The sequence below is a fragment of the Bradyrhizobium sp. CB2312 genome (genome assembly GCF_029714425.1).
Lineage (GTDB): Bacteria > Pseudomonadota > Alphaproteobacteria > Rhizobiales > Xanthobacteraceae > Bradyrhizobium.
In genome coordinates this window covers 6,503,645-6,529,445 of sequence record NZ_CP121668.1, presented here as the reverse complement: position 1 = coordinate 6,529,445, position 25,801 = coordinate 6,503,645, and the positions used below count along the sequence as shown (strand labels likewise).

27 protein-coding genes and 1 pseudogene are annotated in these 25,801 nt (G+C 64.7%); 23 read left to right on the top strand and 5 right to left on the bottom strand.

The window, feature by feature from the left end:
* Nucleotides 1-54: 54 nt before the first annotated feature.
* Both QA642_RS31960 and QA642_RS31955 read left to right on the top strand, forming a co-directional pair.
* Entirely contained in the window at nt 55-684 is a 630-nt protein-coding gene (locus tag QA642_RS31960; RefSeq protein WP_283080426.1) for a response regulator transcription factor, read from the top strand.
* Between the two features lie 148 nt (nt 685-832).
* Nucleotides 833-1,468, top strand: coding sequence for a response regulator transcription factor (locus QA642_RS31955; RefSeq protein ID WP_283080425.1), 636 nt, complete (start codon nt 833-835; stop codon nt 1,466-1,468).
* A gap of 5 nt (nt 1,469-1,473) precedes the next feature.
* On the opposite strand, the gene QA642_RS31950 is transcribed toward QA642_RS31955, so the two are convergent.
* The gene (locus tag QA642_RS31950; protein WP_283080424.1) at nt 1,474-2,571 is read right to left on the bottom strand and encodes a HoxN/HupN/NixA family nickel/cobalt transporter; all 1,098 of its coding nucleotides are present in this window, start codon (nt 2,569-2,571) and stop codon (nt 1,474-1,476) included.
* Nucleotides 2,572-2,754: 183 nt separating this feature from the next.
* On the opposite strand from QA642_RS31950, the gene QA642_RS31945 reads away from it, so the two are divergent.
* The 9 genes and pseudogenes from QA642_RS31945 to QA642_RS31905 all read left to right on the top strand — a co-directional run bounded on the left by QA642_RS31945 (nt 2,755) and on the right by QA642_RS31905 (nt 10,849).
* Entirely contained in the window at nt 2,755-3,057 is a 303-nt protein-coding gene (locus QA642_RS31945; protein WP_283080423.1) for an urease subunit gamma, read from the top strand.
* 19 nt (nt 3,058-3,076) lie between these two features.
* Nucleotides 3,077-3,526 (top strand): urease subunit beta, encoded by a 450-nt coding sequence (locus tag QA642_RS31940; RefSeq protein ID WP_283080422.1) that lies wholly within the window; start codon nt 3,077-3,079, stop codon nt 3,524-3,526.
* 28 nt (nt 3,527-3,554) lie between these two features.
* Complete coding sequence (locus QA642_RS31935; protein WP_283080421.1) at nt 3,555-5,276, top strand: urease subunit alpha; 1,722 nt, start codon at nt 3,555-3,557, stop codon at nt 5,274-5,276.
* Nucleotides 5,277-5,285: 9 nt separating this feature from the next.
* A pseudogene (gene ureE, locus QA642_RS31930) lies at nt 5,286-5,855 on the top strand (urease accessory protein UreE); the annotation flags it as partial.
* Between the two features lie 184 nt (nt 5,856-6,039).
* The gene (locus tag QA642_RS31925; RefSeq protein WP_283080419.1) at nt 6,040-6,681 is read left to right on the top strand and encodes an urease accessory UreF family protein; all 642 of its coding nucleotides are present in this window, start codon (nt 6,040-6,042) and stop codon (nt 6,679-6,681) included.
* Between the two features lie 19 nt (nt 6,682-6,700).
* Nucleotides 6,701-7,345, top strand: coding sequence for an urease accessory protein UreG (gene ureG / locus QA642_RS31920; protein ID WP_283080418.1), 645 nt, complete (start codon nt 6,701-6,703; stop codon nt 7,343-7,345).
* Complete coding sequence (locus QA642_RS31915) at nt 7,342-8,292, top strand: urease accessory protein UreD (protein WP_283080417.1); 951 nt, start codon at nt 7,342-7,344, stop codon at nt 8,290-8,292. Before ureG ends, QA642_RS31915 begins: the two co-directional genes overlap by 4 nt.
* Nucleotides 8,293-8,340: 48 nt before the next feature.
* Nucleotides 8,341-9,357 carry an urea transporter gene (gene yut, locus QA642_RS31910; RefSeq protein ID WP_283080416.1) on the top strand — a complete coding sequence of 339 codons (1,017 nt, stop codon included), beginning with the start codon at nt 8,341-8,343 and terminating at the stop codon, nt 9,355-9,357.
* Nucleotides 9,358-9,403: 46 nt separating this feature from the next.
* Nucleotides 9,404-10,849, top strand: coding sequence for a GntP family permease (locus QA642_RS31905; protein ID WP_283080415.1), 1,446 nt, complete (start codon nt 9,404-9,406; stop codon nt 10,847-10,849).
* A 1-nt stretch (nt 10,850) separates the two neighbouring features.
* Here the strand turns inward: QA642_RS31905 and QA642_RS31900 are convergent, their stop codons facing one another.
* Nucleotides 10,851-11,585, bottom strand: a complete 735-nt coding sequence (locus QA642_RS31900) for an SDR family oxidoreductase (protein ID WP_283080414.1) — start codon at nt 11,583-11,585, stop codon at nt 10,851-10,853.
* 10 nt (nt 11,586-11,595) lie between these two features.
* Nucleotides 11,596-12,636, bottom strand: a complete 1,041-nt coding sequence (locus QA642_RS31895) for a LacI family DNA-binding transcriptional regulator (protein WP_283080413.1) — start codon at nt 12,634-12,636, stop codon at nt 11,596-11,598.
* A 183-nt stretch (nt 12,637-12,819) separates the two neighbouring features.
* Here QA642_RS31895 and QA642_RS31890 point away from each other — a divergent pair, with 183 nt between their 5' ends.
* The 8 genes from QA642_RS31890 (at nt 12,820) to QA642_RS31855 (ending at nt 21,136) form a co-directional block, all read left to right on the top strand.
* Nucleotides 12,820-14,118 (top strand): sugar ABC transporter substrate-binding protein, encoded by a 1,299-nt coding sequence (locus QA642_RS31890; protein WP_283080412.1) that lies wholly within the window; start codon nt 12,820-12,822, stop codon nt 14,116-14,118.
* A 61-nt stretch (nt 14,119-14,179) separates the two neighbouring features.
* Nucleotides 14,180-15,067, top strand: a complete 888-nt coding sequence (locus QA642_RS31885) for a sugar ABC transporter permease (protein WP_283080411.1) — start codon at nt 14,180-14,182, stop codon at nt 15,065-15,067.
* Between the two features lie 4 nt (nt 15,068-15,071).
* A complete protein-coding gene (locus tag QA642_RS31880) occupies nt 15,072-15,899 on the top strand; it encodes a carbohydrate ABC transporter permease (protein WP_283080410.1) in 828 nt (275 codons plus the stop codon).
* Between the two features lie 7 nt (nt 15,900-15,906).
* Nucleotides 15,907-16,911: a zinc-binding dehydrogenase gene (locus tag QA642_RS31875; protein WP_283080409.1), complete on the top strand. Its 1,005-nt coding sequence runs from the start codon at nt 15,907-15,909 to the stop codon at nt 16,909-16,911.
* A 6-nt stretch (nt 16,912-16,917) separates the two neighbouring features.
* Nucleotides 16,918-17,982 carry a sn-glycerol-3-phosphate ABC transporter ATP-binding protein UgpC gene (gene ugpC / locus QA642_RS31870; protein ID WP_283080408.1) on the top strand — a complete coding sequence of 355 codons (1,065 nt, stop codon included), beginning with the start codon at nt 16,918-16,920 and terminating at the stop codon, nt 17,980-17,982.
* The gene (locus QA642_RS31865; protein ID WP_283080407.1) at nt 17,979-18,938 is read left to right on the top strand and encodes a sugar kinase; all 960 of its coding nucleotides are present in this window, start codon (nt 17,979-17,981) and stop codon (nt 18,936-18,938) included. The genes ugpC and QA642_RS31865 overlap by 4 nt, the downstream gene beginning before the upstream one ends.
* Nucleotides 18,935-19,972, top strand: a complete 1,038-nt coding sequence (locus QA642_RS31860; protein WP_283080406.1) for a tagatose 1,6-diphosphate aldolase — start codon at nt 18,935-18,937, stop codon at nt 19,970-19,972. The genes QA642_RS31865 and QA642_RS31860 overlap by 4 nt, the downstream gene beginning before the upstream one ends.
* Before the next feature lie 39 nt (nt 19,973-20,011).
* The gene (locus QA642_RS31855; protein ID WP_283080405.1) at nt 20,012-21,136 is read left to right on the top strand and encodes a mandelate racemase/muconate lactonizing enzyme family protein; all 1,125 of its coding nucleotides are present in this window, start codon (nt 20,012-20,014) and stop codon (nt 21,134-21,136) included.
* A gap of 93 nt (nt 21,137-21,229) precedes the next feature.
* Here QA642_RS31855 and QA642_RS31850 read toward each other — a convergent pair whose 3' ends face one another.
* Together QA642_RS31850 and QA642_RS31845 are read right to left on the bottom strand one after the other, a co-directional pair.
* Nucleotides 21,230-21,601: a hypothetical protein gene (locus QA642_RS31850; protein WP_283080404.1), complete on the bottom strand. Its 372-nt coding sequence runs from the start codon at nt 21,599-21,601 to the stop codon at nt 21,230-21,232.
* 286 nt (nt 21,602-21,887) lie between these two features.
* The gene (locus tag QA642_RS31845; RefSeq protein ID WP_283080403.1) at nt 21,888-22,133 is read right to left on the bottom strand and encodes a hypothetical protein; all 246 of its coding nucleotides are present in this window, start codon (nt 22,131-22,133) and stop codon (nt 21,888-21,890) included.
* Between the two features lie 234 nt (nt 22,134-22,367).
* On the opposite strand from QA642_RS31845, the gene QA642_RS31840 reads away from it, so the two are divergent.
* The 4 genes from QA642_RS31840 (at nt 22,368) to rpoH (ending at nt 25,724) form a co-directional block, all read left to right on the top strand.
* Nucleotides 22,368-22,547 carry a hypothetical protein gene (locus QA642_RS31840; RefSeq protein WP_283080402.1) on the top strand — a complete coding sequence of 60 codons (180 nt, stop codon included), beginning with the start codon at nt 22,368-22,370 and terminating at the stop codon, nt 22,545-22,547.
* 77 nt (nt 22,548-22,624) lie between these two features.
* The gene (locus QA642_RS31835) at nt 22,625-23,305 is read left to right on the top strand and encodes a response regulator transcription factor (protein ID WP_283080401.1); all 681 of its coding nucleotides are present in this window, start codon (nt 22,625-22,627) and stop codon (nt 23,303-23,305) included.
* Nucleotides 23,306-23,314: 9 nt separating this feature from the next.
* Nucleotides 23,315-24,811 carry an ATP-binding protein gene (locus QA642_RS31830; protein ID WP_283080400.1) on the top strand — a complete coding sequence of 499 codons (1,497 nt, stop codon included), beginning with the start codon at nt 23,315-23,317 and terminating at the stop codon, nt 24,809-24,811.
* Entirely contained in the window at nt 24,801-25,724 is a 924-nt protein-coding gene (gene rpoH, locus QA642_RS31825) for an RNA polymerase sigma factor RpoH (protein ID WP_283080399.1), read from the top strand. Before QA642_RS31830 ends, rpoH begins: the two co-directional genes overlap by 11 nt.
* The last annotated feature ends 77 nt before the right edge of the window (nt 25,725-25,801 follow it).

Genomic DNA, 25,801 nt, shown 5'->3' with positions numbered 1-25,801 from the left:
CCAGGTCCGGGGTCCGGACCGAAACGCCGTGAAAGGATACCGGAGCGTTCTGCCATGAAGCGAATTCTCATTGCCGACGATCACGAGGCGGTACGGTCGGGATTACGGGCGGTGATCGAGCAGCGGGCGGATTGGGAGGTGGTGGCGGAGGTGAACGATGGCGGCAAGGCGGTGGCCGCCGCGATCGAGAGCCGGCCCCATGTCGCCATCGTCGACTTCTCCATGCCGCGCATGACCGGCGTCGAGGTGGCGCGGCGGATCCGGGATTATCCGCTGCAGACCGAGGTGCTGATCTTCACGGTGCACAATTCGGGCCTGCTGGCGCAGCAGGCGTTCGAGGCCGGGGCGCGCGCATTCCTGGTGAAGTCTGATGCCAACAAGCTGCTGCTTGCTGCAGTCGAATCGCTGCTGCTGCACAGGCCGTTCTGCAACAGAAGCTGCTCGGCGGAACTCGATCGCGGGCCTGCAGCCGATGGCAAGCGCCACGACGAGCTCACCGCGCGGGAGCAATTGGTGGTCAAGCTGGTTGCCGAGGGTTACAGCAACAAGGGAATCAGCGCGATCCTCAACCTCAGGGTCAAGACGACCGAGGCCCACCGGGCGTCCGCGATGCGCAAGCTCGAGGTGAACTCGACGGCAGGGCTGGTTCGCTACGCCGTCCGGGCCGGACTTGTCGAGGCTTGAGACTGGAACATCGATGCGGCGTTCCGGCGTCAGGACCTTCGCCGTGGAATATCAGGGTTTTGCTGGATAACGCCCGCGGCCGCTGCCCCTATGATCGCCAGCGTCGTTGACGGCCTCGCGGGCAAAGCGGGAAAACGGGAACGATGCCGTGAAGCGCATCTTGATTGCGGACGATCATGAAGTCGTGCGTTCCGGTCTGCGCGCGATCGTCGAAACGCATTCCAACTGGATCGTGAGCGGAGAGGCGACCAACGGCGAGCAAGCGGTTGCGCTGACGCTCGAAACCAGGCCGGATATCCTGATCGTGGACTATTCCATGCCGATCATGAACGGCCTGGAGGTCAGTCGCCGCCTCAAGGCGCTCCATCTTCGTGCCGAAGTCCTGATCCTGACGATGCACGAGAGCGAGGAGCTTCTGACCGAAGCCATCCTGGCGGGGGTGCGCGGCTTCCTGTTCAAGTCGGACGCCCGCAAGCACCTGATCTTCGCGATCGAGGCCCTGCTCGACGGCAGGCCCTACTTCACCAGCATCCTGTTGGAGAAGCTGCTTCACGATTACCAGATGAACAAGCAGAACCGGACCGACATGCTGCTGACCTCGCGCGAGCAGAGCGTGGTCCAGCTGATCGCGGAAGGGCATACCAACAAGTCGATCAGCACGATCCTGAAGCTGAGCGTGAAGACCGTCGAGACCCACCGCGCCTCGGCCATGCGCAAGCTTAGGATGTCATCCACCGCCGAGCTGGTCCGTTACGCCATTCGCAAGAAGCTGGTCGCGCCCTGAGGCCATCACGCCACGTCGCGCGCCTCGGCACAGGCGAGACGCCGCGTGCTCCGTTGAGGCTCGCGATCTGCAACGAACGCGCGGTACAACGCGACGGATACGAGCCAGGCCAACCCGAACAGGCCGATCACCATGAAGCCGAGATCCGCAAGGCTCTCGTTGAGGCCGGCAATGGCCGACCACAAATGGCCTGACAGCTCGAACTGCCTGCCAAGCAGGCCGAGCGCCTCCACTCCGCCGATGAAGAGTGCGATGACGACCGACGCCCCGGTGATCGTGAGATTGTACCAGAGCTTGCGCAGCGGATCGACGAAGGCCCATCGATAGGCGTTCACCATCAACACACTGTCGGCAGTGTCGACTAGTGCCATGCCGGCGGCAAACAATGCCGGAAACACCAGGACGCTCCCGGCTGATCCGCCGCGAACCGCTTCCGCTGCCGAGATGCTCATCAGGCCGATTGCGGTTGCCGTATCGAAGCCGAGCCCGAACAGGAAGCCGAGCGGATACATGTGCCAGGTCTTGGTCACGATGCGGAACGCCGGGCTGAGCAGGCGCGCCAGCATGCCTGCGCCGGGGACACCGGCGTCGAGGTGTTCGATCCCATGGCTTGCCTTCCGGTGTACAGATCGGAAGGTGCGCCACAGGCCGATGAAGATGGCAAGATTGATCAGCGCGATCAGCAGCAGGAACGCGGCCGAAACCGAAGTGCCGACCAGGCCGCCGATGCGCCTGCCCGGGCTGTCGTCACCCCAGAAGCCGATTGCGGTTTCCGACAGCAGCATGGTCGCCGCCACGACCACGCTGGAGTGCCCGAGCGCGAAATAGAGTCCAGCGCATTTCGGCGAGCCGCCCGCCTGGATCAACCTGCGCACCGCGTTGTCGATCGCGGCGATATGATCGGCGTCGACGGCGTGACGCAGGCCGAACACCCAGGCGAGCAGGGCGGTGGCCATGACCACTGGACGGTCGGCGAACAGCGCGAATGCCCAGAGCCACGCCGCGGCATTGGCGAAGATGAGCCCGCCGAACAGCAGGGCGGTGCCGAGCTCGATACCTCGCAAAGACCGCTTCGTCGCCTGGTTCGTCGCCTGGGCCACCATGGCCGCACCTCGGTGTGAGCTTCATCAAAGGCCATCATACTGACCAAGGCAAGAGCCGAGCATGACGACATCGGCTCATTGGTATTTCCCGATCTCCGACTGAGTAGAACACCGGATGATTCTTGCCGGAGAGTTGTTCCAACGTGGTTGCGGTCCTTGGGAGCCGGGCTTCGGGAGAATCCCATGCAGCTAACCCCGCGAGAATTCGACAAGCTGCTCGTCCACATGATGGCCGACGTGGCGCTGAAACGACGGGCCAAAGGCCTCAAGCTCAACTATCCCGAAGCGGTCGCCGTGATTTCAGCAGCGGCCCTCGATGGCGCGCGCGCAGGCAAGACGATCGAGGACGTCACCAACGAGGCGCGCACCGTTCTCACCAAGGCCGACGTCATGGATGGCGTCGCCGATCTCATCGCCATGGTGCAGGTCGAGGCCGTGTTCACCGATGGCAGCCGCCTGGTCACGGTGCATACGCCGATCCAGTGAACGCTTGGAGGAGGTCGACATGGCCGGACCAAAACTGGGCCCCAAGATTGCCGCCGATGTCGATCCGGCCACGTCGAGTGTACCGGTTGGCGGCTATGTGTGCAGCCCGGCGGCGATCACCTTCGATGCCGATCGACCGGTGACCGCGCTCAAGGTGCGCAATGCCGGAGATCGCCCCATTCAGGTCGGCTCGCACTTCCATTTCTTCGAGGTCAATCCCGCACTGGTATTCGACCGCGCCGCGGCGTTCGGCCTGCATCTGAACATTCCGTCCTCGACCGCAACGCGGTTCGAGCCCGGCGACGAGCGCGAGGTTCAGCTCGTTCCCTACGGCGGCAAGCGCGCCGTCTATGGCTTCAACAATCTCGTCGATGGTCCGACCGCCGGCAAGAACGCCGCCACGGTGAAATCCAGGGCGGTGGCGCTGGCCACGGAACGGGGCTTTCGTTCCTCGCAGACCAAGGCGTGATGCGGCAATTTCTTGAACGAGGACCGTGATGGCGACCATCTCCCGGCAGGAATATGTCGGCCTGTTCGGGCCGACGACAGGCGACCGGATCCGCTTGGGCGATACCGGTCTGTTCGTTGAAATCGAGCGCGACCTGCGCGGCGGCTACGGCGACGAAATCGTCTTCGGCGGCGGCAAGAGCATGCGCGAAGGCATGGGCATGGACAATCAGGTGACGCGGGCGGGCGGCGCACCCGACCTCGTGATCACCAACGTGACCGTCATCGACGCGATGCTGGGCATCGTGAAGGCCGATGTCGGCATCAAGGATGGGCGCATCTGTGCCATCGGGAAGTCCGGCAATCCCCAGACGATGGATCGCGTCACGCCCGGCCTGGAGCTGGGCCTGGCGACCGACGCGATCTCGGGCTCGCATCTCATCCTGACGGCCGCCGGCATCGACACGCACATCCATTTCATCTCGCCGCAGCAGGCCGAGGCCGCGCTTTCGAACGGCACGACCACCTTGATCGGGGGCGGGACCGGTCCTTCGGACGGATCCAACGCCACGACGGTCACGTCGGGGCCGGGCAACATCAGCATGATGCTGCGCGCGTTCGAGAACTGGCCGCTCAACGTCGGCATTCTCGGCAAGGGACACGGCCACGGCAAAGCGGCCTTGGTTGAACAGATCGAGGCGGGGGCGGTCGGCGTCAAATGCCACGAAGACTGGGGCACCACGCCGGCTGTGCTTCGCTCCGCGCTCACGGTCGCCGATGAGACCGATACGCAGGTCTGCATCCACACCGACACGCTGAACGAATCCGGCTTCATCGACGATTCGATCGCGGCGTTCGAGGGGCGAACGGTTCATTCGTTCCATACCGAAGGATCCGGCGGCGGCCACGCGCCCGACATCATCAAGATCGCCGGGCTTCCCAACGTCCTGCCGTCGTCGACCAATCCGACGCTTCCCTACGGCATCAACTCGCAGGCGGAGCTCTACGACATGATCATGGTGTGTCACCACCTCAGCCCCGACATCCCCTCGGATGTCGCATTCACCGAGAGCCGCATCCGCGCCGAAACCATCGCCGCGGAAAACGTTCTTCAGGACCTCGGCGTCATCTCGATGTTCTCGAGTGACTCGCAGGCGATGGGACGGATCGGGGAATGCTGGCTGCGCTGCATCCAGACCGCGGACGCGATGAAGACCGGACGGGGCAAGCTGCCGGAGGACGCGCCGGGCAACGACAATTTCCGGGTGCTGCGCTACGTCGCGAAGATCACCATCAATCCCGCAATCGCGCATGGCATCGCGGACGTGCTCGGCTCGGTCGAGGTCGGCAAGATCGCCGATCTCGTGCTGTGGGAGCCGGCCTTCTTTGGCGCCAAGCCGAAGATCGTGATCAAGAACGGCTTCATCAGTTGGGCGGTGATGGGCGATCCGAACGCCTCGCTGCCGACGCCGCAACCGACCTATTACCGGCCCATGTTCGGCGCCTATGGCGATGCGCTGGCGGCCAATTGCATCACCTTCGTCTCCGGCGCCGCGCATGCCGCGGGCGTCAAGGAACGGCTGGGTCTGCGCCGCCAGGTGATGCCGGTGCGGAACGTGCGCAAGATCGGAAAGCAGAATATGGTTCGCAATACCGGCACGCCGAAGATCGAGGTCAGTCCGGAGACCTTCGCCGTGACCGTGGACGGCAAGCACGCGACCGTTCCGCCACTGACGACGGTGTCGTTGAACCAGAAATATTTCTTCAGCTGAGGATCGGCCATGATCATGATCGAAAGCGTCCTGGGCAATTCCGCCGATCCGGTATGGGCAGGGCGGCTGTCGGACGCCGAGATAGATCTGGTCGAGATCGACCAGTGGGAGGCGCAGAAGAGCCGTTTTCGCAAGACCACGGCCAAAGGCGCGCAGGTAGCGGTCTCGCTCGATCGCCACACGCATCTTTGCGATGGTGACATCCTGCTCTGGGATGAGCGGACGCATGCGGCGCTGGTGGCACGGATCGAGCTGCGGGACGTCATGATTGTGCATCTGGACGAGCTGACCGCCGAGGCGCCCGACCTCGCGATGCGGACATGCGTCGAGCTCGGCCACGCCATGGGCAACCAGCACTGGCCGGCCCTCGTCAAGGGCACCTGCGTCTATGTCCCGCTCACCGTCGATCGCAAGGTGATGGCCTCCGTCATGAAGACGCACCACTTTGAGGGCATCCATTACGAATTCGTCTCCGGACGCGAAGTCGTTCCTTACCTCGCTCCGCATGAATCCCGCCGGCTGTTCGGCGGCGCCGAAGGGCCGGTGCATTCTCACGCGCACGAGAGCCACGTCCACGACGCGGCGGAGGCTGGGCAGGTCAACGGACATTCGCAGGCGCATGTCCACGCTCACCCGGCCACCGCTCCTCACCAACGAACCTCGCCGGTAACGGCCGGCTCCGCGCGTGATCACCGCAAATGACAATGCGGGCGCACCGAGGACCGCCGCATCGCTCTCGCGGCTGCTCCAGTTTGGCGACTCGATGTTTCCCGTCGGCGCGTTCTCGTTTTCGTCCGGACTGGAATCCGCCGTTCAGCAGGGCGTCGTCACTGACGTGGCCACTCTGCGAGCCTTTGCGCTGACGGCGCTGGAACAGGCGGCGCGCGGTGACTGCGTCGCCCTGATCGCTGCGCATCGCGCGGCCCTCGCCGGAGACATCGAGACCCTCGCGCGCATCGACGCGCAGGTCTATGCGCGCAAGCTCTCGGGCGAAGCGCGGGTAATGTCGGTTCGCATGGGCCGGAAGTTCACGGACATGGGTGTCGAGGTGGTCGGCGCGCCGCTGCTTTGCACCTGGCGTGAATGCATTGCGAAGGCGGTCACTCCGGGCTGCTACCCGATCGCATTGGCGATCAATTTCGCGGTGCAGGAGTTGCCGGCTTATGAGGCGTTCGTCGTGCACCAGTATGGGGTGGCGACGACGATCCTCGGTGCGGCGCTGCGGCTGATGAAGATCAGCCACATCGAAACGCAGCGGATTCTCTACGAGCTCACCGGGCAGGCGGAGGCGATGTACGCGATCGCCGCGACGGCGCGGCTGTCGGACATGGCCGGCTTTGCGCCCCTCGCCGAGATTCTGGCCGCTGTCCACACGAGAGCGCATGTGCGCCTGTTCATGAACTGACGTCGAATGGAGCCCCGTCATGTCGAAGAGTATCACGCGCATCGGTATCGGCGGCCCGGTGGGGTCGGGAAAGACGGCGATCGTCGAAGCCATTACACCGCGCCTGCTCGAGCTCGGCATCAAGGTGCTCATCATCACCAACGACGTGGTGACGACCGAGGACGCCAAGCACGTTCAGCGGACACTCAAGGGCATCCTGCTCCACGAGCGCATCATCGGCGTGGAGACGGGCGCCTGCCCCCACACCGCCGTGCGCGAAGACCCGAGCATGAACCTCGCCGCGGTCGAGGATATGGAGCGGCGCTTCCCCGATAGCGACGTCGTGCTGATCGAGAGTGGAGGGGACAATCTGACCCTGACCTTCTCGCCCGCCTTGGTGGACTATTTCATCTATGTGATCGACGTCGCCGCGGGCGACAAAATCCCGCGCAAGAACGGGCCCGGGATCACCTATTCCGACATCCTCGTCATCAACAAGACCGATCTTGCCCCTCACGTCGGAGCCAGCCTCGAGGTGATGAGGCGGGATTCGCAGCTGATGCGCGGCGCAAAGCCGTTCCTGTTCACCAACTGCAAGACGGGCGAAGGCATTCCGGAGCTGGTGGGGCTGATCGAGCGGGAGTTCCTGTTCGACATCAATCCGCGCGAACGGCGGTTGGCATGATACCGGCAGCGTTCCATCCCTGGTCTCGGGCCGAGGCTCTCGGCGCATCGATGCCGGAATTTGCGTCCTTTCAGGACGAGCCGCCGCAGATGCGCAGCGGCACTGTCGGAAAGACCGGGTTCCTGCGCCTGGGCTTCGAGCAGCGCGCCGGCCAGACCATCCTGACCGATTTGCAACGCCGCGCGCCCTATATGGTGCAGCGGCCGCTCTACTGCGACGAAGCGATCCCAGGCCTGGCGAGCGTGTTCCTCATCACCACCACCGGCTGCGTGTTGCAGGGAGACCGGCTCGGTCTCGACATCAGCCTTGGTCCAGCTGCGCAGGTTCATCTGACGTCACAGTCGGCCACCAAGATTCATGCGATGGACGCCAACTACGCGGCGCAAAGTCAGACGATCACGCTCGCCGACGATGCCTATCTGGAGTTTCTCCCCGATCCCGTGATTCCGCACCGGCACTCGCGGTTTCTCAGCGACACGCAGATCTGCATCGCGCCGTCGGCGACCTTGCTGTTCTCGGAAATCATTCAGCCCGGCCGCAAGCACCATCATCCCGACGAGTGCTTTGGCGCAACGGTGTTGTCGATATCGACCTCGGCCGCGCGGCCCGATGGCCGATCCCTGTTCGCGGAGAAGCTCGTGATCGAGCCGCAGCGCTACCAGATGCGGCAGACGGGTGTGATGAACTCCTTCGACGTACTCGCCAACGTGATCCTGTGCACGCCGATGGAGAGGGCGGAGCGCATCCACGAACGCATGCAGGCGGCGGTCGACCTCGCGGAAGGCATCGCCTTCGGCGCGTGTCGCCTGCCGAATGAGGCCGGCCTGATCTTCAAGGTGCTCGGCCGGGAAACGGCGCAGGTGAAGGCCAAGGTACGCGAATTCTGGGGGATAGTCCGCGAGGAGGTCGTCGGTGCCGCGCTGCCGCCGCCGTATTTGTGGCGGTAGCGAGCGCTGCCGACGGCTTGCCGGCCGGACGAGTTCGAGGAGGCAGCAATGGAAAAGATCTTGGCCAACTGGGAAAGCCTCTCGGTGTCGTCAGGCGCGTTGCGGTTCCTGGACACCAATCTGCGCGGCATTGGACAGGTCATGTTCCAGGATAATCCGCTGAGCGGGGCGCTCTTCCTCGCCGCGATCGCCTGGGGCTCCTACGCTGCCGGCACGCCCCAGGTCGCGATCGCCGGCGTGCTCGCGGTTATCGTCTCGAACCTGACCGCGCTATGGCTTCACGTCGAAAGCGAGCCGCTTCATTCCGGTCTCTATGGATTCAACGGCATTCTCGTCGGCCTCGCGCTGGCGACGTTCCTGGCGCCCGGACCGCTGCTTTGGGTGTACGTGATCCTGGGAGCGGCCGTCTCCGTGGTCGTGATGCTTGCCACCACGAACGTCGTCAAGCCGTGGGGAGGCGCACTCACATTTCCGTTCGTGCTCACGACGTGGCTTCTCTTGCTGGCCACGTATGGGTTTTCCGGGCTTGCGGGAACGGCGCTGCCGTCCGGCGCAGTCGTGGCCGCCTTCCAACCCTACAAGGCGAGCCCGCTCCAGCTGATCGACCTCGTCAATGGCGTGGTCCTGAGCATCTCCCAGGTGTTTCTGAAAGCCAGCGGCATCGCGGCGCTGCTCCTGCTTGCGGGACTCGCTGTGAGCTCGCTCGCAGCAGCCGCCTTCGCGCTCGGGGGAGCGGTCTTGGCTGTGTTGACGGCCCATCTTTTCGGCGCCGAGAGCGACCTGATCACCGGTGGTCTGCTTGGGTTCAGTCCGGTTCTCACGGCGATCGCGCTTGGGACCGTCTTCTATCGACCGAGCTGGCGCGTCGCTGCCTACGCAGCCCTTGCGACGGTGTTCACGGTGATCGCCCAGGCGGCCTTGAACGTGGCGTTGACCCCGTTTGCCATCCCGGCGCTCACCGCGCCGTTTGTGCTGGTGACGTGGCTGTTCCTGTTGCCGCGACAGCGGTTGGAGACGGTCGCTCCTGTCGCAAACGACGTCGAAAAGCCTGTCGCAGGAGCTTGATCCGCAACGCGGCGATCATCGCTCCGAAATTGCTGGAAGGTGCACCATGGGATTGCTTGGGGTGTTGATCGGACTAGCGCTGCTGATGTGGCTCGCGTACCGGGGCGTCAGCGTGCTGCTGGTCTCTCCGCTGGCGGCGCTCATCGCGGCCGCATTCTCGGGCGAACCGTTGCTCGCTCAGTGGACGCAAACATTCATGAGCGGGGCGGCGCGGTTCGTCGCCCAATGGTTTCCCATGTTCATGCTAGGCGGATTGTTCGGCAAGCTGATGGGTGACAGCGGCTCGATCAGCGCCATCGCGCAGGGTTTGACGAAAAGACTGGGAACCACCCGCACGATATTGGCGGTAGTGATCGCCTCGGCGATCGTGACCTACGGCGGCGTAAGTGTGTTCGTCGCCTTCTTCGTGCTGGTGCCGATGGCGCACGAGATGTTCCGGGCCGCGGATCTCCCGCGCCGTCTGCTGCCGGCAACGATCGGGCTCGGTGCATTCACGTTCACGATGTCGGTGATGCCCGGAACGCCCTCAGTCAACAACGCCATTCCGATGCCGTACTTCGGCACGACCACCTTCGCGGCCCCGGGGCTCAGTATCATCGCATCCATTATCATCTTCGTTTTCGGGATGTGGTGGCTTGGCCGGGCCGAGACGGCCGCTCGCAAGGCCGGCGAGGGATACGGCGGCGGGGCGAGCTTCACTCCTGTCGTGAGCGAGATCGTGCGCGAACAGGCGGCGCCGGCAGGCGACTTCGATCCGGCCGAGCTGCCGCACGGCAAGCCGGCTGAAAGCGGGCCTAGCTTCGCGCTGGCCGTGCTGCCGCTCGTCGTCGTCATCGGCACGAATTTCCTGATGTCGCTTGTTGTGTTTCCGCGGCTCGATTTTTCGTTTCTGTCCGAGGAGCAGTGGGGCGGCACGACGATCGGGGCCGTGTCCGGCGTCTGGTCGGTGATCGTCGCGCTCATTGCGGCAAACCTGACCGTCCTTCTCGTCAACCTGCGACGCTTGCCATCCGTGCGTGAAAGTCTCGACGCCGGCGCGAATTCCGCAGCCCTGCCGATGCTGATGATCGCGAGCCTTGTCGGCTTCGGCGCGGTCGTGGCCGCATTACCGGCATTTGCGACGGTTCGCGACGCGGTCTTCTCGATTCAAGGCGGACCGCTCGTCTCGCTGGCCGTCTCGATGAATGTGCTGGCGGGGCTGACCGGGACCGCCTCCGGAGGCATGGCCATCGTGCTCAATGCATTTGGCGACGATTTCATGCGCCTGGCAACCGAGCATCACCTCGCTCCGGACTTGTTGCATCGCATCACGACGATGAGCGCCGGCACACTGGACGCGCTTCCCCACAACGGCACCGTGCTCCTGCTGTTGCAGATCAGCGGTCTCACCCACCGTGAAAGCTATCTCGACATGGTGATGACCGTGATCGTCAGCTGCATCATCGCGCTCGTGGCCGTCCTGATCCTGGGGTCGATGTTCGGATCGTTCTGACTCATCCCGCAAGAAATCCGCCGTCCACCGCGACCACCGTACCAGTCGCATATTGCGAAGCTGGCATGCAGAGGAATGCGACTGCGCCGGCGATGTCTTTTGGTTGTCCCCAGCGCTTGAAGGCGGTGCGGTCGGCGATGCGCTGATAATGTGCGCGATCGGTGCGGCCGGCGGCGTTGATCGCGGTTTCGATGTAGCCGGGTGCCACCGCATTGACGCGGATACCGTCCTCGGCCCACTTGAGGGCGAGTGCCTTGGTCAGCATCACGACGCCGCCCTTGCTGGCGCAATAGGCAGGGATTCGCGGCAGCGCCAACGTCGCATTCATCGAGGCGATGTTGACGATCGAGCCCTTGCTCTCCGCGAGCATTGGACGGAACGCCATGCAGGTCCGGAACGTGCCGGTGAGATTGACGTCGAGCACCTTCATGAAGGTCTCGATCTCGAATTCCCTGTCGCGTGCAAGGATACCGGCGCAGTTGACGAGCGCATCGGCGCGCTTGTGCTGGTGGGCGAATGACGTCACAGCTTCATCATCGGTGACGTCGAGCGTCGCGAGTGTGAGGCCCGCGCGTGGCTTGAGCAGGGTGCGGCCAAGGTCGGCATCGTTGGCGCCTGTTGCCGTGACCGTGGCGCCGAGGTCGCAAAACTGGTTGCTGATCGCGGCACCAATGTCGCCGGCGCCACCGATCACGACGGCATGAAAGCCGGGTGCGAGAGAAAAGTTCGAGTTCATCGCAAGGGTCTCAGTTCAGGGGTTTCGGCGGCGGAGCGGTCGATTCGCGGACCACCAGCGAGAAGTCGATCTCGCGGTGCATGATGGTCTGCTCGCCGGCGAGGCTGCGGACCAGATATTCGCCGGCGCGCTGCCAGGTTTCCCCGGTCGGAACGTGGATCGTGGTCAGGCTCGGCCGCAAATGGCGGCTCCAGTCGAGGTCGTCGAAGCCGACGACCGACAGATCGCGCGGCACGGAGAACCCGTCGCGCTCCGCCTCCAGCAGCACGCCATAGGCGATGACGTCGTTGCCGCACACTACGGCGGTCGGGCGATCCCTGAGATTGAGGAGATGGCGGGCCGCCTCACGCGCGTCGTCCAGCGTATAGGGCACCTCGACATGCCATTGCGGGGGAAGCTCGAGACCGTTCTCGGCGAGCGCGCGGCGGAAGCCGGCGACGCGCGCGCTGGCGCGGTCATTGTTGCGCTGGAGCGCCGAGACGATCCCGATCCGGCGATGGCCGAGCTCGATGACATGCGCGGCGGCGCGATGGGCGGCCGCTTCGTTGTCGGTGCCGACGCAAGGGTAGGGCCGGTCAGGCTGGTAGATGCCGACATTGATGAAGGGCACTGCATTGTCCGCGAGCAGTTTTCGCAATCCGTCGTGATGGCAGTCGCCGCGCAGCACGAGGCCGTCGACACCGCGGCTGATCAGATTGCGCGCCTGCTGCAGTTCGACGTCGAGATCGTAGCCGCTGGTGGTGAGGAACAGCATATATCCGACCGAGGACAGATATTGCTGAAGCGAGGCAATGCCGCGCGCAAACATCGTGTTGTCGATGGTCGGCACGATCGCGCCGAGCGTGCGCGAGCGGCGTGACGAGAGAATGCGCGCCGGCGCATGCGGGATGTAGCCGAGCGCGTCGATCGCCTGCTCGATGCGCGCACGCAAGGATGGGCTCACCGCGTCGGGATTGTTGAGGGCGCGCGAGACCGATGCCGTCGAGACGCCGGCGCGGGCCGCCACGGCGCGGATGCCCTGTTTCACAGACTTGGCGTTGGTCAGGCGCATGAATGTAACGTTACATTTCGGCTCAGGCCGCCGCTGGATAGCGACAATCTCGTAAATCTGCCGCAGATTGCATAGGTTGTCCATCGCTTGACACGGCGATGGTGTGGCTTAAGTTGTAACCGTTTTCAGGTCGTATTCAAAAAGGTCTGCCAGTTTAAGGCGGCCAGCCGGGAGGATAGTTCAATGAAGGCCAGGATGCTCGCGACGCATGTCGCGTTGCCCGCTCTCGCGATTGCGGCCAGCGCGCAGGCGCACGCCGCCGATTTCGACTGGATGAAGTTCAAGGGCAAGACCGTCACCTTTCTCGCCAACAACAATCCGGTCTCGCAGGCGTTGCTGACCTACAAGGCCGATTTCGAGAAGCTGACCGGCATGACGCTGAAGGTCGACGGCTATCAGGAACAGCAGATGCGTCAGCGCCTGGTCACCGTCATGAACGCAAACAGCGACGAGGTCGACGTGTTCATGACGCTGCCCTCGCGCGAGGGCGAGCAGTTCGCCGCCGCCGGCTGGTATGCCGATCTCACCGTGATGGCCAAGAACGAGGTCGCCAAAGACTATGATCCGAGCGGGCTGAGCCAGGCCCTGCTCAAGGCCGCGACCTTTGGCGGCAAGCTCACCAGCATGCCCATGAATCTCGAAGGGCCGATCTTCTATTACCGCACCGACATCTTCAAGAAGTGCGGCCTCGATGCGCCGAAGACGATCAAGGACGTCGAGGCTGCGGCCGAGAAGATCAAGGCTTGCGACAGCGCGGTGACGCCGTTCGTCTCGCGCGGCCTCAAGCCGGCGGTCGCCTACACCTTCAGCAACATGCTGCACAATATCGGCGGCACGTACATCGCTGGCGGCAAGTCGAACCTCTGCTCCGCCAAGGGCAAGGAGGCGCTCGACACCTACAGCCGGCTGCTGCGCGACTTCGGACCTCCCGGCGTCGTCAACTACAGCTTCCAGCAGATTTCCGCGCTCTATCGCAGCGGCCGCGCCGCGATGGCGTTCGAATCGTCGAACGAGCTGCGCACGGTGATGGAAGGCGGCGCGCGCCTGAAGGACACCGGCCTGCTGCCGTTTCCGGCCGGCGAGGCCGGTCAGGTGCCGACCACGATCGGCTGGGGAATGGCAGTTTCCTCCCACAGCAAGCAGCCGGATGCGGCCTGGTACTTCGTGCAGTGGGCGACCAGCCCCGAGGTGCAGAAGAAGATGGCGCTCCAGGGCATTGCGCCGCCGCGTCCGTCCGTCGCCAACGATCCCGAGTATCGCAAGTGGATCGATGAAGAGCCGGTGCGGAAGGAGTGGCAGGCGGCGCTCGACGTGCTCGCCACCAAGGGCTCGTCCGAAGTCGGCTATCCCATCGTCGCCAATCCGCAATCGCGCGAGTTCATCGGTCAGGCCGTGCAGGATCTGATCCTGAAGCAGAAGCCGATCGACCAGGCCTGCGCGGATGCCGACAAGGCGCTCGATGCGCTGATCGCTCTGAACTAACGGCCTCATGCCGGCAGGCGAGCTGCCTGCCGGCACCTAACTCGATCGAGGGCACGAACGCATGTCGGACACGGCTGCGACACTCACGCAGGACCGGCAGAAACTGGAGCTGGCGGCGCTCTCGGCGCCGGCCGTGATCTTCACTGTCGCGATGATCGCGTTTCCAGTCATCTACACGATCTGGCTCGGCTTCCAGACGTTTTCCTCGACCGGCAAGCAATCCTTCGCGGGCCTCGCCAACTATTCGAAGCTGATCTCCGACGTCGAGTTCTGGCACGGACTTTGGGTGACGATCGCGCTGTTCGTACTGTCCCTGGTGCTCCAGCTCGTCTTCGGCGTCTGGCTGGCGCTGGTGCTGTTCCACGCCAAGCGCCTGCCGGGCATCGTGCGTTCGCTGTTCATTTCGCCCTTCATGATGCCGCCTGTCGTGGCCGGCATGATGTGGCTGGTGATCCTCGACCCGTCGCTGGGCGCCGCCAACTACATCCTGCAGTTGTTCGGCTTGCCGCCGTCGGACTGGCTGGCCTCGCCGATATGGGTCATTCCGACCGTCGCGCTGATCGACAGCTGGCAATGGACGCCTTACGTCGCCCTGATCGTGCTGGGCGGCCTGCAATCCCTGCCGCCGAGCGTCTACGAGGCCGCGCAGATCGACGGCGCATCCCCATTCAAGACCTTCCAGCGCATCACGCTGCCGCTGCTGCTGCCGACCATCGTCACCGCGGCGATTCTGCGCAGCGTCGATCTGCTGCGCTTCTTCGACATCATCTACATCACGACCCAGGGCGGTCCGGGCAACGCCTCGAACACGCTCAACATCTACGGCTTCCGGGTCGGCTTCGAATTCTTCAACATCGGCTATGCCAGCGCCCTGATGCTGACGCTGACGGCGATCGTGTTCGGCGCCGTGCTTGCCTTCAACCGCCTGCGCGGCGCGGTGGCGTGGTGACCTCATGACCGACGCAGCCACCACCGATCGCTGGATCCGCTGGCTCAACACCATCCAGCTCGTGCTCGCCGGCGTGCTCATCATGGCGCCGACGGTCTGGATGGTGCTGTCCTCGTTCAAGCCGTCCTTCGAGGTCACCGCCTATCCGCCGACGCTGATCTTCACGCCGACGCTGGAGAATTATGTTGAGCTGACCAAGACCACGCCGTTCCTCAGCTACGCGCTCAACAGCCTCATCGTCACGGTCGGCTCGACCGCGCTGGGACTGCTGTTTGGAATTCCCGCCGCCTTCGCCGTCTCCTGGACGCGGATTTCGTGGCCGGCGATCCTGACGCTTGCCGCGCGCATGGCGCCGGGCACACTGTTTCTGCTGCCGTGGTACGTCATGTTCCGGCAAATCGGCATGATCGGCTCCTATACCGCGCTGATCCTCAGCCATGCCGTGATCACGCTGCCGATCGTGATCTGGGTTCTGCTGCCGTCGTTCGACGGCATTCCGCGCAGCGTGTTCGAGGCGGCGCAGGTGGATGGGTGCAGCGTCACGCGCATCCTCTGGCGCATCGCGCTGCCGCTGGTGGCGTCCGGTGTCGCTGTGTCTGCGATCCTCGCCTTCGTGTTCTCGTGGAACTATTTCCTGTTTGCGCTGGTGCTCTCCAACGGCGACACCAAGACGCTGATCGCGGCGGCCTTCAACTTCATCGGCGAAGGCTCGACGCAATGGGGCGCCCTCATGGCCGCGGCGACGCTGATCGCGTTGCCGCCGCTGGTGCTGGCGGCCCTGGTTCAGCGCTGGCTGGTGTCCGGACTGACGCTCGGCGCGGTGAAAGGCTAGGTATCTGATGAACGTATCTCCCCGTCCGAACTCGATCATGCAGGCCGCGGTCTTCCACGGCAATGACCGCATCACCATCGAGCGTGTCGCGATGCCCGAAATCGGTACCGGCGAGGTGCTGGTGCGGGTCTCGCGCACCGCGCTGTGCGGCTCGGACTTCAAGCTCTGGCACAAGGGTGCCGAGTTCACCGCGGGCCACGAGATTTTTGGCGTGGTCGAGCAGCCCGGTCACCGGCTGCACGGCCTCCGCTGCGCCGTTTATATCCCGCTTCATTGCGGTCGTTGCGCCGCCTGCGAGCGCGGCGACACCCAGATGTGCCTGGAAGTCTCCAGCCTGATCGGCTGGAACAGGCCGGGCGGCTACGCCGAATATGTGCCGGTGCCGGAAAACTGCCTCCTGCCGGTGCCCGATGATATCGAGGACAGCCTTGCGCCGCTGCTGCTCGACACCATCGGCACATCAGGCCACGCCGTGCGCTTCGTCAGTCGGGTGGTGCCAGCGCGTGAGGCAGGTCCGGTCCTCGTCATGGGGGCAGGGCCGGTCGGCCTCGGCGTGGTGCTGGCGCTCCGCGCGCTCGGCTATAGCGACATCTTCGTCGCCGATCCCAACGCGGCGAGGCTGAAGATCGCGCAGTCCTTCGGCGCGAAGGCGCACCCGGTCGGCGATACCTCCAAGCGCTTTGCCCTCATCATGGAGTGCTCGGGCGCGCATGCGGCGCGCAATCTCGGCATCGAGCTGGTCCTGCCGCGTGGTGCGCTGGTGCTGGTCGGCGAGAACGCGGCGCCCTGGACCATCGAGGAAGGCAAGGTCTTCCGCCGCAAGGATTTCTACATGATCCGGACCTTCTATTTCCCGGTCTCGGATTTCGAACCGAATGTCGAGCTGCTGCGCAAGTACAAGGACGAATACCGCGTCCTGGTCGACGGCGAGTTCGGCCTACAGGCCTTGCCCGAAAATTTTTCCCGCTTCGCCAAGGGCGAGCTGATCAAGCCTGTGCTGGCGCTGGACTGAGCGATCATGGCCTCGATCTCGATCCGCAACCTCGTCAAACGCTACGGCAATTTCACCGTGATCCCCGATCTCAATCTGGAGATCGCGGACCACGAGTTCGTCGTGTTCGTCGGCCCGTCCGGCTGCGGCAAGTCGACCTTGCTGCGTATCATCGCGGGCCTGGAGCCGATCTCGTCAGGCGACCTCTATATAGGCGATAAACGCGTCAACGGCGTGCAGGCCGCGCAGCGCGATATCGCCATGGTGTTCCAGGACTACGCGCTCTATCCGCACATGAAGGTCTACGACAACATGTCGTTTGCGCTGGAGCTGCGCGGCACGCCGAAGGCGGAGATCGACGCCCGGGTAAAGCGCGCCGCCGCGTTGCTCCACATCGAGCCTTACCTCGACCGCAAGCCGAAGGAGCTCTCCGGCGGCCAGCGCCAGCGCGTCGCCATGGGCCGCGCCATCGTGCGTAACCCCAAGGCGTTCCTGTTTGACGAGCCACTGTCCAATCTCGACGCCAAGCTCCGCGGGCAGGTGCGCGCCGAGATCAAGGCGCTGTCGCAGGAGCTGAAGACCACCATGGTCTTCGTCACCCATGATCAGATCGAGGCCATGACCATGGCCGACCGGATCGTGGTGCTCCAGAGCGGCACGATCCAGCAATATGACACGCCCGAGGCGGTCTATGAGCGGCCGGCCAACCAGTTCGTCGCCGGCTTCATCGGTTCGCCCGCGATGAACTTCTTCCCAGTCGAGTGGCGCCAGGAGCGTGCGATCCTTTCGCAAGATGGAACGGTGGTGCCGCTGGACGGCGAGACCGCAAGCCGCCTGCGTAAGGCCGGCAAGGCCGTGTTGGGCATTCGCCCCGAACATTTTGTCGTCGCTGCCGATGGTATTGCGATCGACGTCAAGCTGGTCGAGCCGCTCGGCTCGGACACGCTGATTCATTTCGATCTTGCCGGCGCCTCCGCCATCGTGCGGGTCGATCCAGCGCTGCGGCCGAAGGTCGGCGATCGCATCAGTTTGCGTCCGCAGCCTGGCAAGACACATCTGTTTGACTCTGCCAACGGACTGGTCCTTCGGTGAGCGCGCCAGCCAACATTGGTGATCTCGCAGCGCTGGCGGACGTCGCGTCCAGGGCGAAGCCCGTGCACGTGATCTGCCTTGGGCTATCAGCGCTCGACCAGATCTGGCGCGTCGATCGGCCGTTCGCGGGTGGAAGCGAGAAGATCAAGGCCGTCGCGTACGGCACGCTTGGCGGCGGTATGGCCGCCAATGCGAGCGTGGCGGTGGCAAGGCTCGGCGCGTCCGTCGCGTTCTGGGGACGGGCGGGGAATGATGCCGCTGGCCATGAAATGAAGTCGGCCTTCATCGCCGAAGGTGTCGATGTCGAGAATTTCCGGCTGTTTCCCAATGGCCGCTCGTCGGTCTCCGGCATCATTGTCGACAGCTCGGGCGAGCGGCAGATCGTCAATTTCCGCGGCCTCTATCCGGAGGCCGCGGACTGGCTTCCGCTTGAAGCGGTTGCGCGTGCGTCGTCCGTGCTGGCCGATCCGCGCTGGGTCGAGGGCGCCGCCACGTTGTTCCGCGAGGCGCGCGCGCGTGGCGTCCCGACGGTGCTAGACGGCGACATGGCCGATGCAGAGGTGTTCGAGCAATTGTTGCCGCTGACTGATCACGCGATCTTCTCCGAGCCTGCGCTCGCATCTTTTGCCGGTTCGGCCGATGATCAATCCCTGGCGGCGCTCGGGCGCTTCGGCTGCCGCGTCATTGCCGTGACGCGCGGCGAGAGCGGCGTGAGCTGGTATGAGAACGGCCAGCAGCATCGGCAGGCAGCCTTCGCCGTCGACGTCGTCGATACCACGGGCGCGGGCGATGTCTTCCATGGCGCCTATGCGCTGGCGATCGGCGCTGGCCTCGACGTGCGCGCCGCCATGACGTTTTCGACGGCCACGGCCGCCATGAAATGCCGCCACGCCGGCGGCCGCAACGGAATCCCCGATATCAACGAGTGTCTTGTATTCATGAGGACGAAGCCATGAGAACGATTGGAAAGAACCGCGGCCTGGCCCGGCTTGCTGACGCGGACGGCCACTTTCGCATGGTCGCGCTGGATCAGCGGCCGCCACTGTTCGATGCGATTGCGAAAGCCAAAGGCATCACGCGGGAGCAGGTCGAGTATTCCGACGTCACTGCGGCCAAGCGTCTCCTGGTCGAGAACCTCGCGCCGCATTGCAGCTCGATGCTGTTCGATCCGAACTTTGCGGTGCCCGCCGCGATCGACCTGTTGCCGCCGCGCTGCGGCCTGATCATGACGCTGGAAGAGCATCGCGTCGAGGAAACCGTGGGCGGCCGGAAGTCGCGCGCCATCACCAACTGGAGTGTGGAAAAGATCCGCGCCATGGGCGGCGACGCCGTCAAGGTGCTGGCCTGGTACCGGCCGGACGCCGATGCCGCGGTGAACGAGCATCAGAAGAAGTTCGTGCGCGAGATCGGCGAAGACTGCGCCCGCCACGACATTCCCTATGTTCTCGAACTGCTCGTCTATCCGTTCCTCGGCAGCGCCAATCACACGGCCGATTACGTGGAATCGCCCGGCAAGCTGCCGGGTCTCGTCATCGACAGCGTCCGCGAATTTGCAAAACCGGAATACGGCGTCGATCTCCTCAAGCTGGAGAGCCCGCTTGCAGCCAACAGTCTGCCAGCCCGTGACGACAGCGCGGAGGCCAAGGCCGCGCAGAGAGAGTTCGACGCGATCGGTGACATCTGCCGCGAACGCAGCATCCCCTGGGTGCTGCTGTCGGGCGGCGCTGCCCCCGAAAAGTTCGAGCGCGTCCTCGACTATTCTTATGCCGCAGGTGCAAGCGGGTTCCTGGCGGGCCGCACCATCTGGCTCGATGCCGTCCTGAAGAATTTTCCGGACCGCGCAGCAGTCTCGGCCAGCCTGCGCAAGGACGGCCTCGGCGTGCTGGAGCGGCTCAACCAGTTGACCACGGCCAAGGGCACGCCATGGAAGGCGCGCTTTCCCGTCTTCACCGATATCAAGCAGGAAGGTGACTTCGCGCGCGCTTACTGAGATGGTAGCGGCTCCGCGTAATCTCGCAGGATCTGCAATATGACCGACAGCTTCACCATCCGCTCGATCGAGGCGTTCTGCTATCGCTATCCGCTGGCAACGCCGGTGGTCACCTCGTTCGGCAAGATGCTCAACCGGCCCGCCGTCTTCGTTCGCGCCGTCGACCAAGACGGCGTCGAGGGATGGGGCGAGGCCTGGTCCAACTTTCCGGCTCCGGGCGCGGAGCATCGCGCCCGGCTCATCAACGAGGTGCTTGCGCCGGGGCTCGTCGGGCGCAAATTCGACGGTCCCGCTGAGATTTTCGAGATCCTGACCAAGGGCACCGAAGTGCTGGCGCTCCAATGCGGCGAGCCCGGCCCGTTCGCGCAGGCGATCTCGGGCATTGATCTCGCACTATGGGATCTTTTCGCGCGACGTCGGAACTTGCCGCTGTGGCGGCTGCTCGGCGGACAGTCGAGCACGATCAAGGTCTACGCCAGCGGCATCAATCCCGGCGGCGCCGCCCAGACGGCCGAAGCTGCGCTCGAGCGCGGCCATCGCGCGTTGAAGCTGAAGATCGGCTTCGGTGCCGAGACCGACCTTGCCAATCTCGCCGCGCTGCGCGCCCTCATCGGCACGGGCATGCTCGCCACGGATGCCAATCAGGGGTGGTCCGTTGCGCAGGCCTTGGAAATGCTGCCGCGCTTGGCCGCATTCGATCTGCGCTGGCTGGAGGAGCCCATCCGCGCCGATCGGCCGCGCGAGGAGTGGCGCAGACTGCGGATAGCCGCGAAGATGCCGATCGCGGCGGGCGAGAACATTTCGAGGGTCGAAGACTTCGACGAGGTCCTCGCAGAAGACGTGCTCGGCGTGGTTCAGCCCGACATTGCGAAATGGGGCGGACTCAGCGCCTGCGCCGGCCTCGCGCGCGACGTCCTGAAATCGGGCAAGACGTTCTGCCCGCATTATCTCGGTGGCGGCATCGGGCTGCTTGCCTCGGCGCATCTTTTGGCCGGTATCGGAGGCGACGGCTGGCTCGAGGTGGACATCAACGACAATCCGCTGCGCGACCTGTTCTGCAGTGCCGTCGCCGATGTGACGGACGGCACGGTCAGCCTCGGCGAAGAGCCGGGCCTTGGGTTGGCACCGGATCTGGCCTCGATTGCACGTCACCGCAGTTTGTGAAAGCCCCGGCAGCGCCAGGGTGCTGCATGGCAGCAACAAACGCCTGGCGCCGGCGGCGGTCGGTCCGGACCGATGGGAGTTGAGCGGGCGGGGTTAGCTGCAGCTCAACGGTAACGGCTGGCCGGGATGGAACTCGTACCAGTCATAGCAATCCGGATGGGCGCCGTAGAGCCCATATCCGGAATGGAAGCGGCCGAAGTGGTGAAACGCGTGCTGGCGGAGGCCGCCGGCATGTCCGCCGAAGCCGAGGTGCTCGCCGCCGAACCGGGCGCCGCCGCCAAATCCTCCCTCATGGCCCATGCCGCCGAAATGCGCGCCGCCGCCGAAGCCCGCATGTCCGCCACCAAAACCGCCACCGCCAAAGCCGCCGTGACCACCGCCACCGCCGCCGTGCGCGTTGGCTGCGCCGATGGCGAGGGTGGAGGCGAGTGCTGCCGTCGCCAGAATCATGATCGTACGTGTCATGGAGAACTCCTCTCGTGTTGAGCTGCCCGGCCATCCGTGATGCCCGCTGCCGCGTCGCGCCTTGCGCGCGTGACTGCGGATGATCGAGCGAGTGATGAAAGAGAGGTAGGCGCGGGGCGCGGTAATCCAACTGAATTCGGCGTCAGACATGAGGCGCGACGCTCGCGCGGGTGATCGCGCGACCCGTGCCCGTGACGCGCTGAAAGGAGCGGGCTGAATCCTGCAGCCCGCTCCCTGTCCATCAGCAGTGTCCGGCGGAGTTAGGCGGCCGGCCGCACTGGCGCGATCAGTAGCCCGTGCCCGGCTCGCACGGTACGTTGTTTCCGGTCCACGGCGCGGTCGCGAAGGCTCCGACGCGCGGCGCGGGAACGCAGGCGCGCTCGCCCGGATAATAGAACTGCGCGTTGGTCGCGACCGTATCGGCTTCCACCGCGGGTTGCCGCACGACGCGATGGTGCTCGCGCGCCATGACGGGTGCGCCCAGCATTGCGGCGGCAATCAATCCCATCGACAACAGTTTGGACGTGGTCATTCGCTTTCTCCATTGATGACGCCAGGCCGAACCAAGCCGGCTCGCCATTGAGATGTGAGCGATGGGCTGCGATTCAAATGCACGAATTGCTCACCGCATTTCAACGGCCTGTGAGCCGATGCGGCGTCGCGAGCACGATCGTGCGAATCCATAACATCCGTGGCCCCCCGGACGACCGCTTGCGCGTTGACAACATATGTTCGACGCAGCGCAGTTCAGAGCGGAGCCCGCAAGATGATCATTACAATCGTAACACGCGCAATTCGTGCGCTCGTGCTGTTGGCGACACGCACAGCTGACAACATGAACCGCAATTTAATGGCACCGCGCGCGCCGCAGCATTACCTCTTGCTGCAGCGGGCGGCCCGCATCAGGCGGCTTCAACGCCGTGCGTCCGATGTGCGCGGGCACTGAACATGGCAGCGCGCGCCGCCGCGTCCGAGCTTCCCCGCGGCGCGCCGAAGCGCCGCGCGAATCGTGGAGCGAGGATCATGAACCGGATTCTCCTGATCGAGGATGACGCCGAGACCGCCGAGCCGATCGTGGCCGAGCTGGCCGATCGCGGCTTCGAGGTGCAGTGGGCCGGCGACGGCGTTGACGGTCTCAACCGGGCGCGCGCGTCGAGCCCCGATGCCATGATCGTCGATCGGATGCTGCCGGGGATGGACGGGCTCACGGTCATCGAAGCGCTGCGCAAGGATCAGGTCAGAACGCCTGTGCTGGTGCTGAGCGCGCTCGGTGCGGTGGACGATCGGGTGCGCGGATTGCGCATGGGCGGAGACGACTATCTCACAAAGCCGTTCGCGCTGGTCGAGCTGGTCGCGCGGATCGAGGCCTTGCTGCGCCGTCCGATCGACTGCCGCGTAACCGTTCTGCATGTCGGGCCGCTCGAGCTCGATCTGATCGAGCGCACCGCACGACGCGGCGAACGCGAGCTCGACCTGCTGCCGCGCGAATTCCGCTTGCTCGAATACATGATGCGCCGGAACGACCAATTGCTGACCCGCGCGATGCTGCTCGAGGAAGTCTGGAACTACAAGTTTGTGCCGGCGACCACGAACCTGATCGACGTCCATATGGGCCGGCTTCGTCACAAGGTCGACGGTCCCGGAGAGGTGCAGCTCATCCACAACGTACGCGGCTCCGGCTTCGTCCTGCGTTCGCGGCAATAGGGGCGGGCGATGCACCAGATTCAGTTGATACGCTCGGGCACGTTCCTTTGGGCGCTGGCCGTGGCGGCTGCCTTCGGGGTGTTCGTGGTCGCCCTGTTTGCGTTTGTCTACTTCAAGCTCGACGATTATCTGGTTGCGCGATCCGATCGCATGATCACCACGCAGATTCGCTTCATGGCCGACCTGCCGCCGGCGCGTCGCCTCAGCGCGATCGCGGATCATCTCGCGCAGGATTCCAGGGGCGTGCAGTACGCGGGACTGTTCGACGCTGCCGGCGCCCGCCTTGCCGGCAACGTCGATCGTGTGCCGCACGGGCTCCGGCTCGACGGAGCGGTACAGGGCGTGCGGCTCGATCTGATCGAAAAGCCGGGCGCCCACGTTCCGGTCGTCAGGGCGGTCGGCACGCGTCTTGAGGGCGGCGATGTCCTGGTGATGGGTCGGAACGTCGATGAAACGCGCGAGATATCGAGCGTGGTGGGCGAGGCCCTGGCCCTGGGCCTGCTGCCGGCCTTCAGCCTCTGCCTGCTCGCAGGTGCGTGGCTGAGCCTTCGTGCTCAGAGACGCGTGGAGGAGGTCAACCAGCGGGTCCAGCGCATCGTGGCTGGCGAGCTGCGCGAGCGGCTTCCGGAGGGCGATACGGACGACTCCTTTGCGCGGCTGGCCGGGATCGTCAACGGCATGCTCGACGAGATGGAGACGATGATCTGTGCGCTTGCCAGCGTCGGCAACGATATCGCCCATGATCTGCGAACTCCACTCACGCGCGTCCGCCTGGCGCTGGAGCGCGGGCGAACGCATGCGGCAACGCTGGAGCAGCTCCAGGAGGTTACGGATAACGCCATCGCCGGCATTGACCAGGCGCTGGCGATCGTCACGGCCTTGCTGCGCCTGACCGAGATCGAGAACAACCGCCGCACGGCCGGCTTCGGCGACGTCGCGCTCGACGAGATCCTGCGGGAGGTCCTCGACGTCTACGAGCCCATCGCCGAAGACAAGCGCATTGGGCTCGGTGTCGTCGTCGAGCGCAATGTGCGGGTGTGGGGTGACCGCGACCTGCTGTTCGAGGCGGTCGCCAATCTCGTCGACAATGCCATCAAGTTCACGCCGTCAGGCGGCCGGGTGGAACTCGCCCTGGAGGCGGAGGACGACACCGCGCTCGTCAGCGTGAGTGACACCGGTCCGGGCATCAGCGAGCAGGAACGCGAGGCGGTGCTGCGGCGGTTCTACCGCTCCGACAGGATGCGCAATACGCCGGGCGTCGGACTAGGGTTGAGCCTGGTGGCGGCCATCGTCAAGCTGCATGGCTTCCGGCTGATCATCGGTCCGGCGCCCGGAGGGCGCGTCGAGATCCTTGCCTGGACCCGAGGAGCGGGCAAGTCCGTCACCCGCCGGTCGCGGACGTCACGGCATGGAGACGCCGACCCAGATAGGACGAGCCAAACGATGCGCGATGCTTTCGCGATTAATCAGCCGGACATGAGTGTGGGAGTGTCGAATGCAGACTAGCCACGAAATTGCGAGGCGCGATCCCGTTGCCGCGCCGGGCGCAGCGATGTTGACGCCGTTCCTCAGCGCCTATTCTGCGGCCATCAGGCGCTTCGACCTGCTTGAGCCGGGGCAGGAGCAGCAGCTGGCGCGTAGCTGGCAGGAAACGCGGGACCGCGGCGCGGCGGATGCACTCGTCACCAGCCATCTTCGGCTCGCCGCGAAGCTGGCGCGCGGCTACCAGGGATACGGCCTGCCGCTGGTCGATCTGATCGCCGAAGCGAATTTGGGCCTCGTTGTCGCGGCGTCACGCTTCGAACCCGGCCGCGGCGCGCGCTTTTCAACCTATGCAATCTGGTGGATCAAGGCTGCCATTCATGAATACATCCTGCGGTCTTGGTCCCTGGTGAAGATCGGAACGACGGCTGCGCAGAAGAAGCTGTTCTTCAAGCTCCGCAGCGAGATCAGGAAGGCCTCAGGCGGCATGATGACGGGGCTTACACCTGACCTCGCCGAGGTGATCGCCGGGAAGCTGGAGGTGACGGCGCGAGAGGTGATCGAGATGGACGCGCGGCTCAATGGCGACATGTCGCTGAACGCGCGCGTCGGTGACGAGGACAATGGAACCGAGTTGGAGGCGCTTCTGGTCGATGGGGCGGTCGACGCGGAGACGGTGCTCGTCGATCACGAGCAGGCGGAGCAGCGCACCAAGGCTTTGCGCGTTGCGTTGAGCGGGCTTGCTGCGCGGGAACGTCGCATCTTCGAAGCGAGGCGGCTGACGGAATGTCCTGTTCCGCGCGATCAACTTGCCCGCGAATTGTCCATCTCCAGCGAACGGGTTCGACAGATCGAGATCCGCGCGTTCGCCAAGGTCAAGCACGCCGTCGTGCTCGCCGCGCAGGAAGCATCGCACGCTGCCGCATGCAGCGTCTGAATTCCTTTTCATTTGAACGGAGGTCCGACCGTCCTCACCTGTCCGACGATCTCGCGTCATTTGCTTCAGGCAGACCA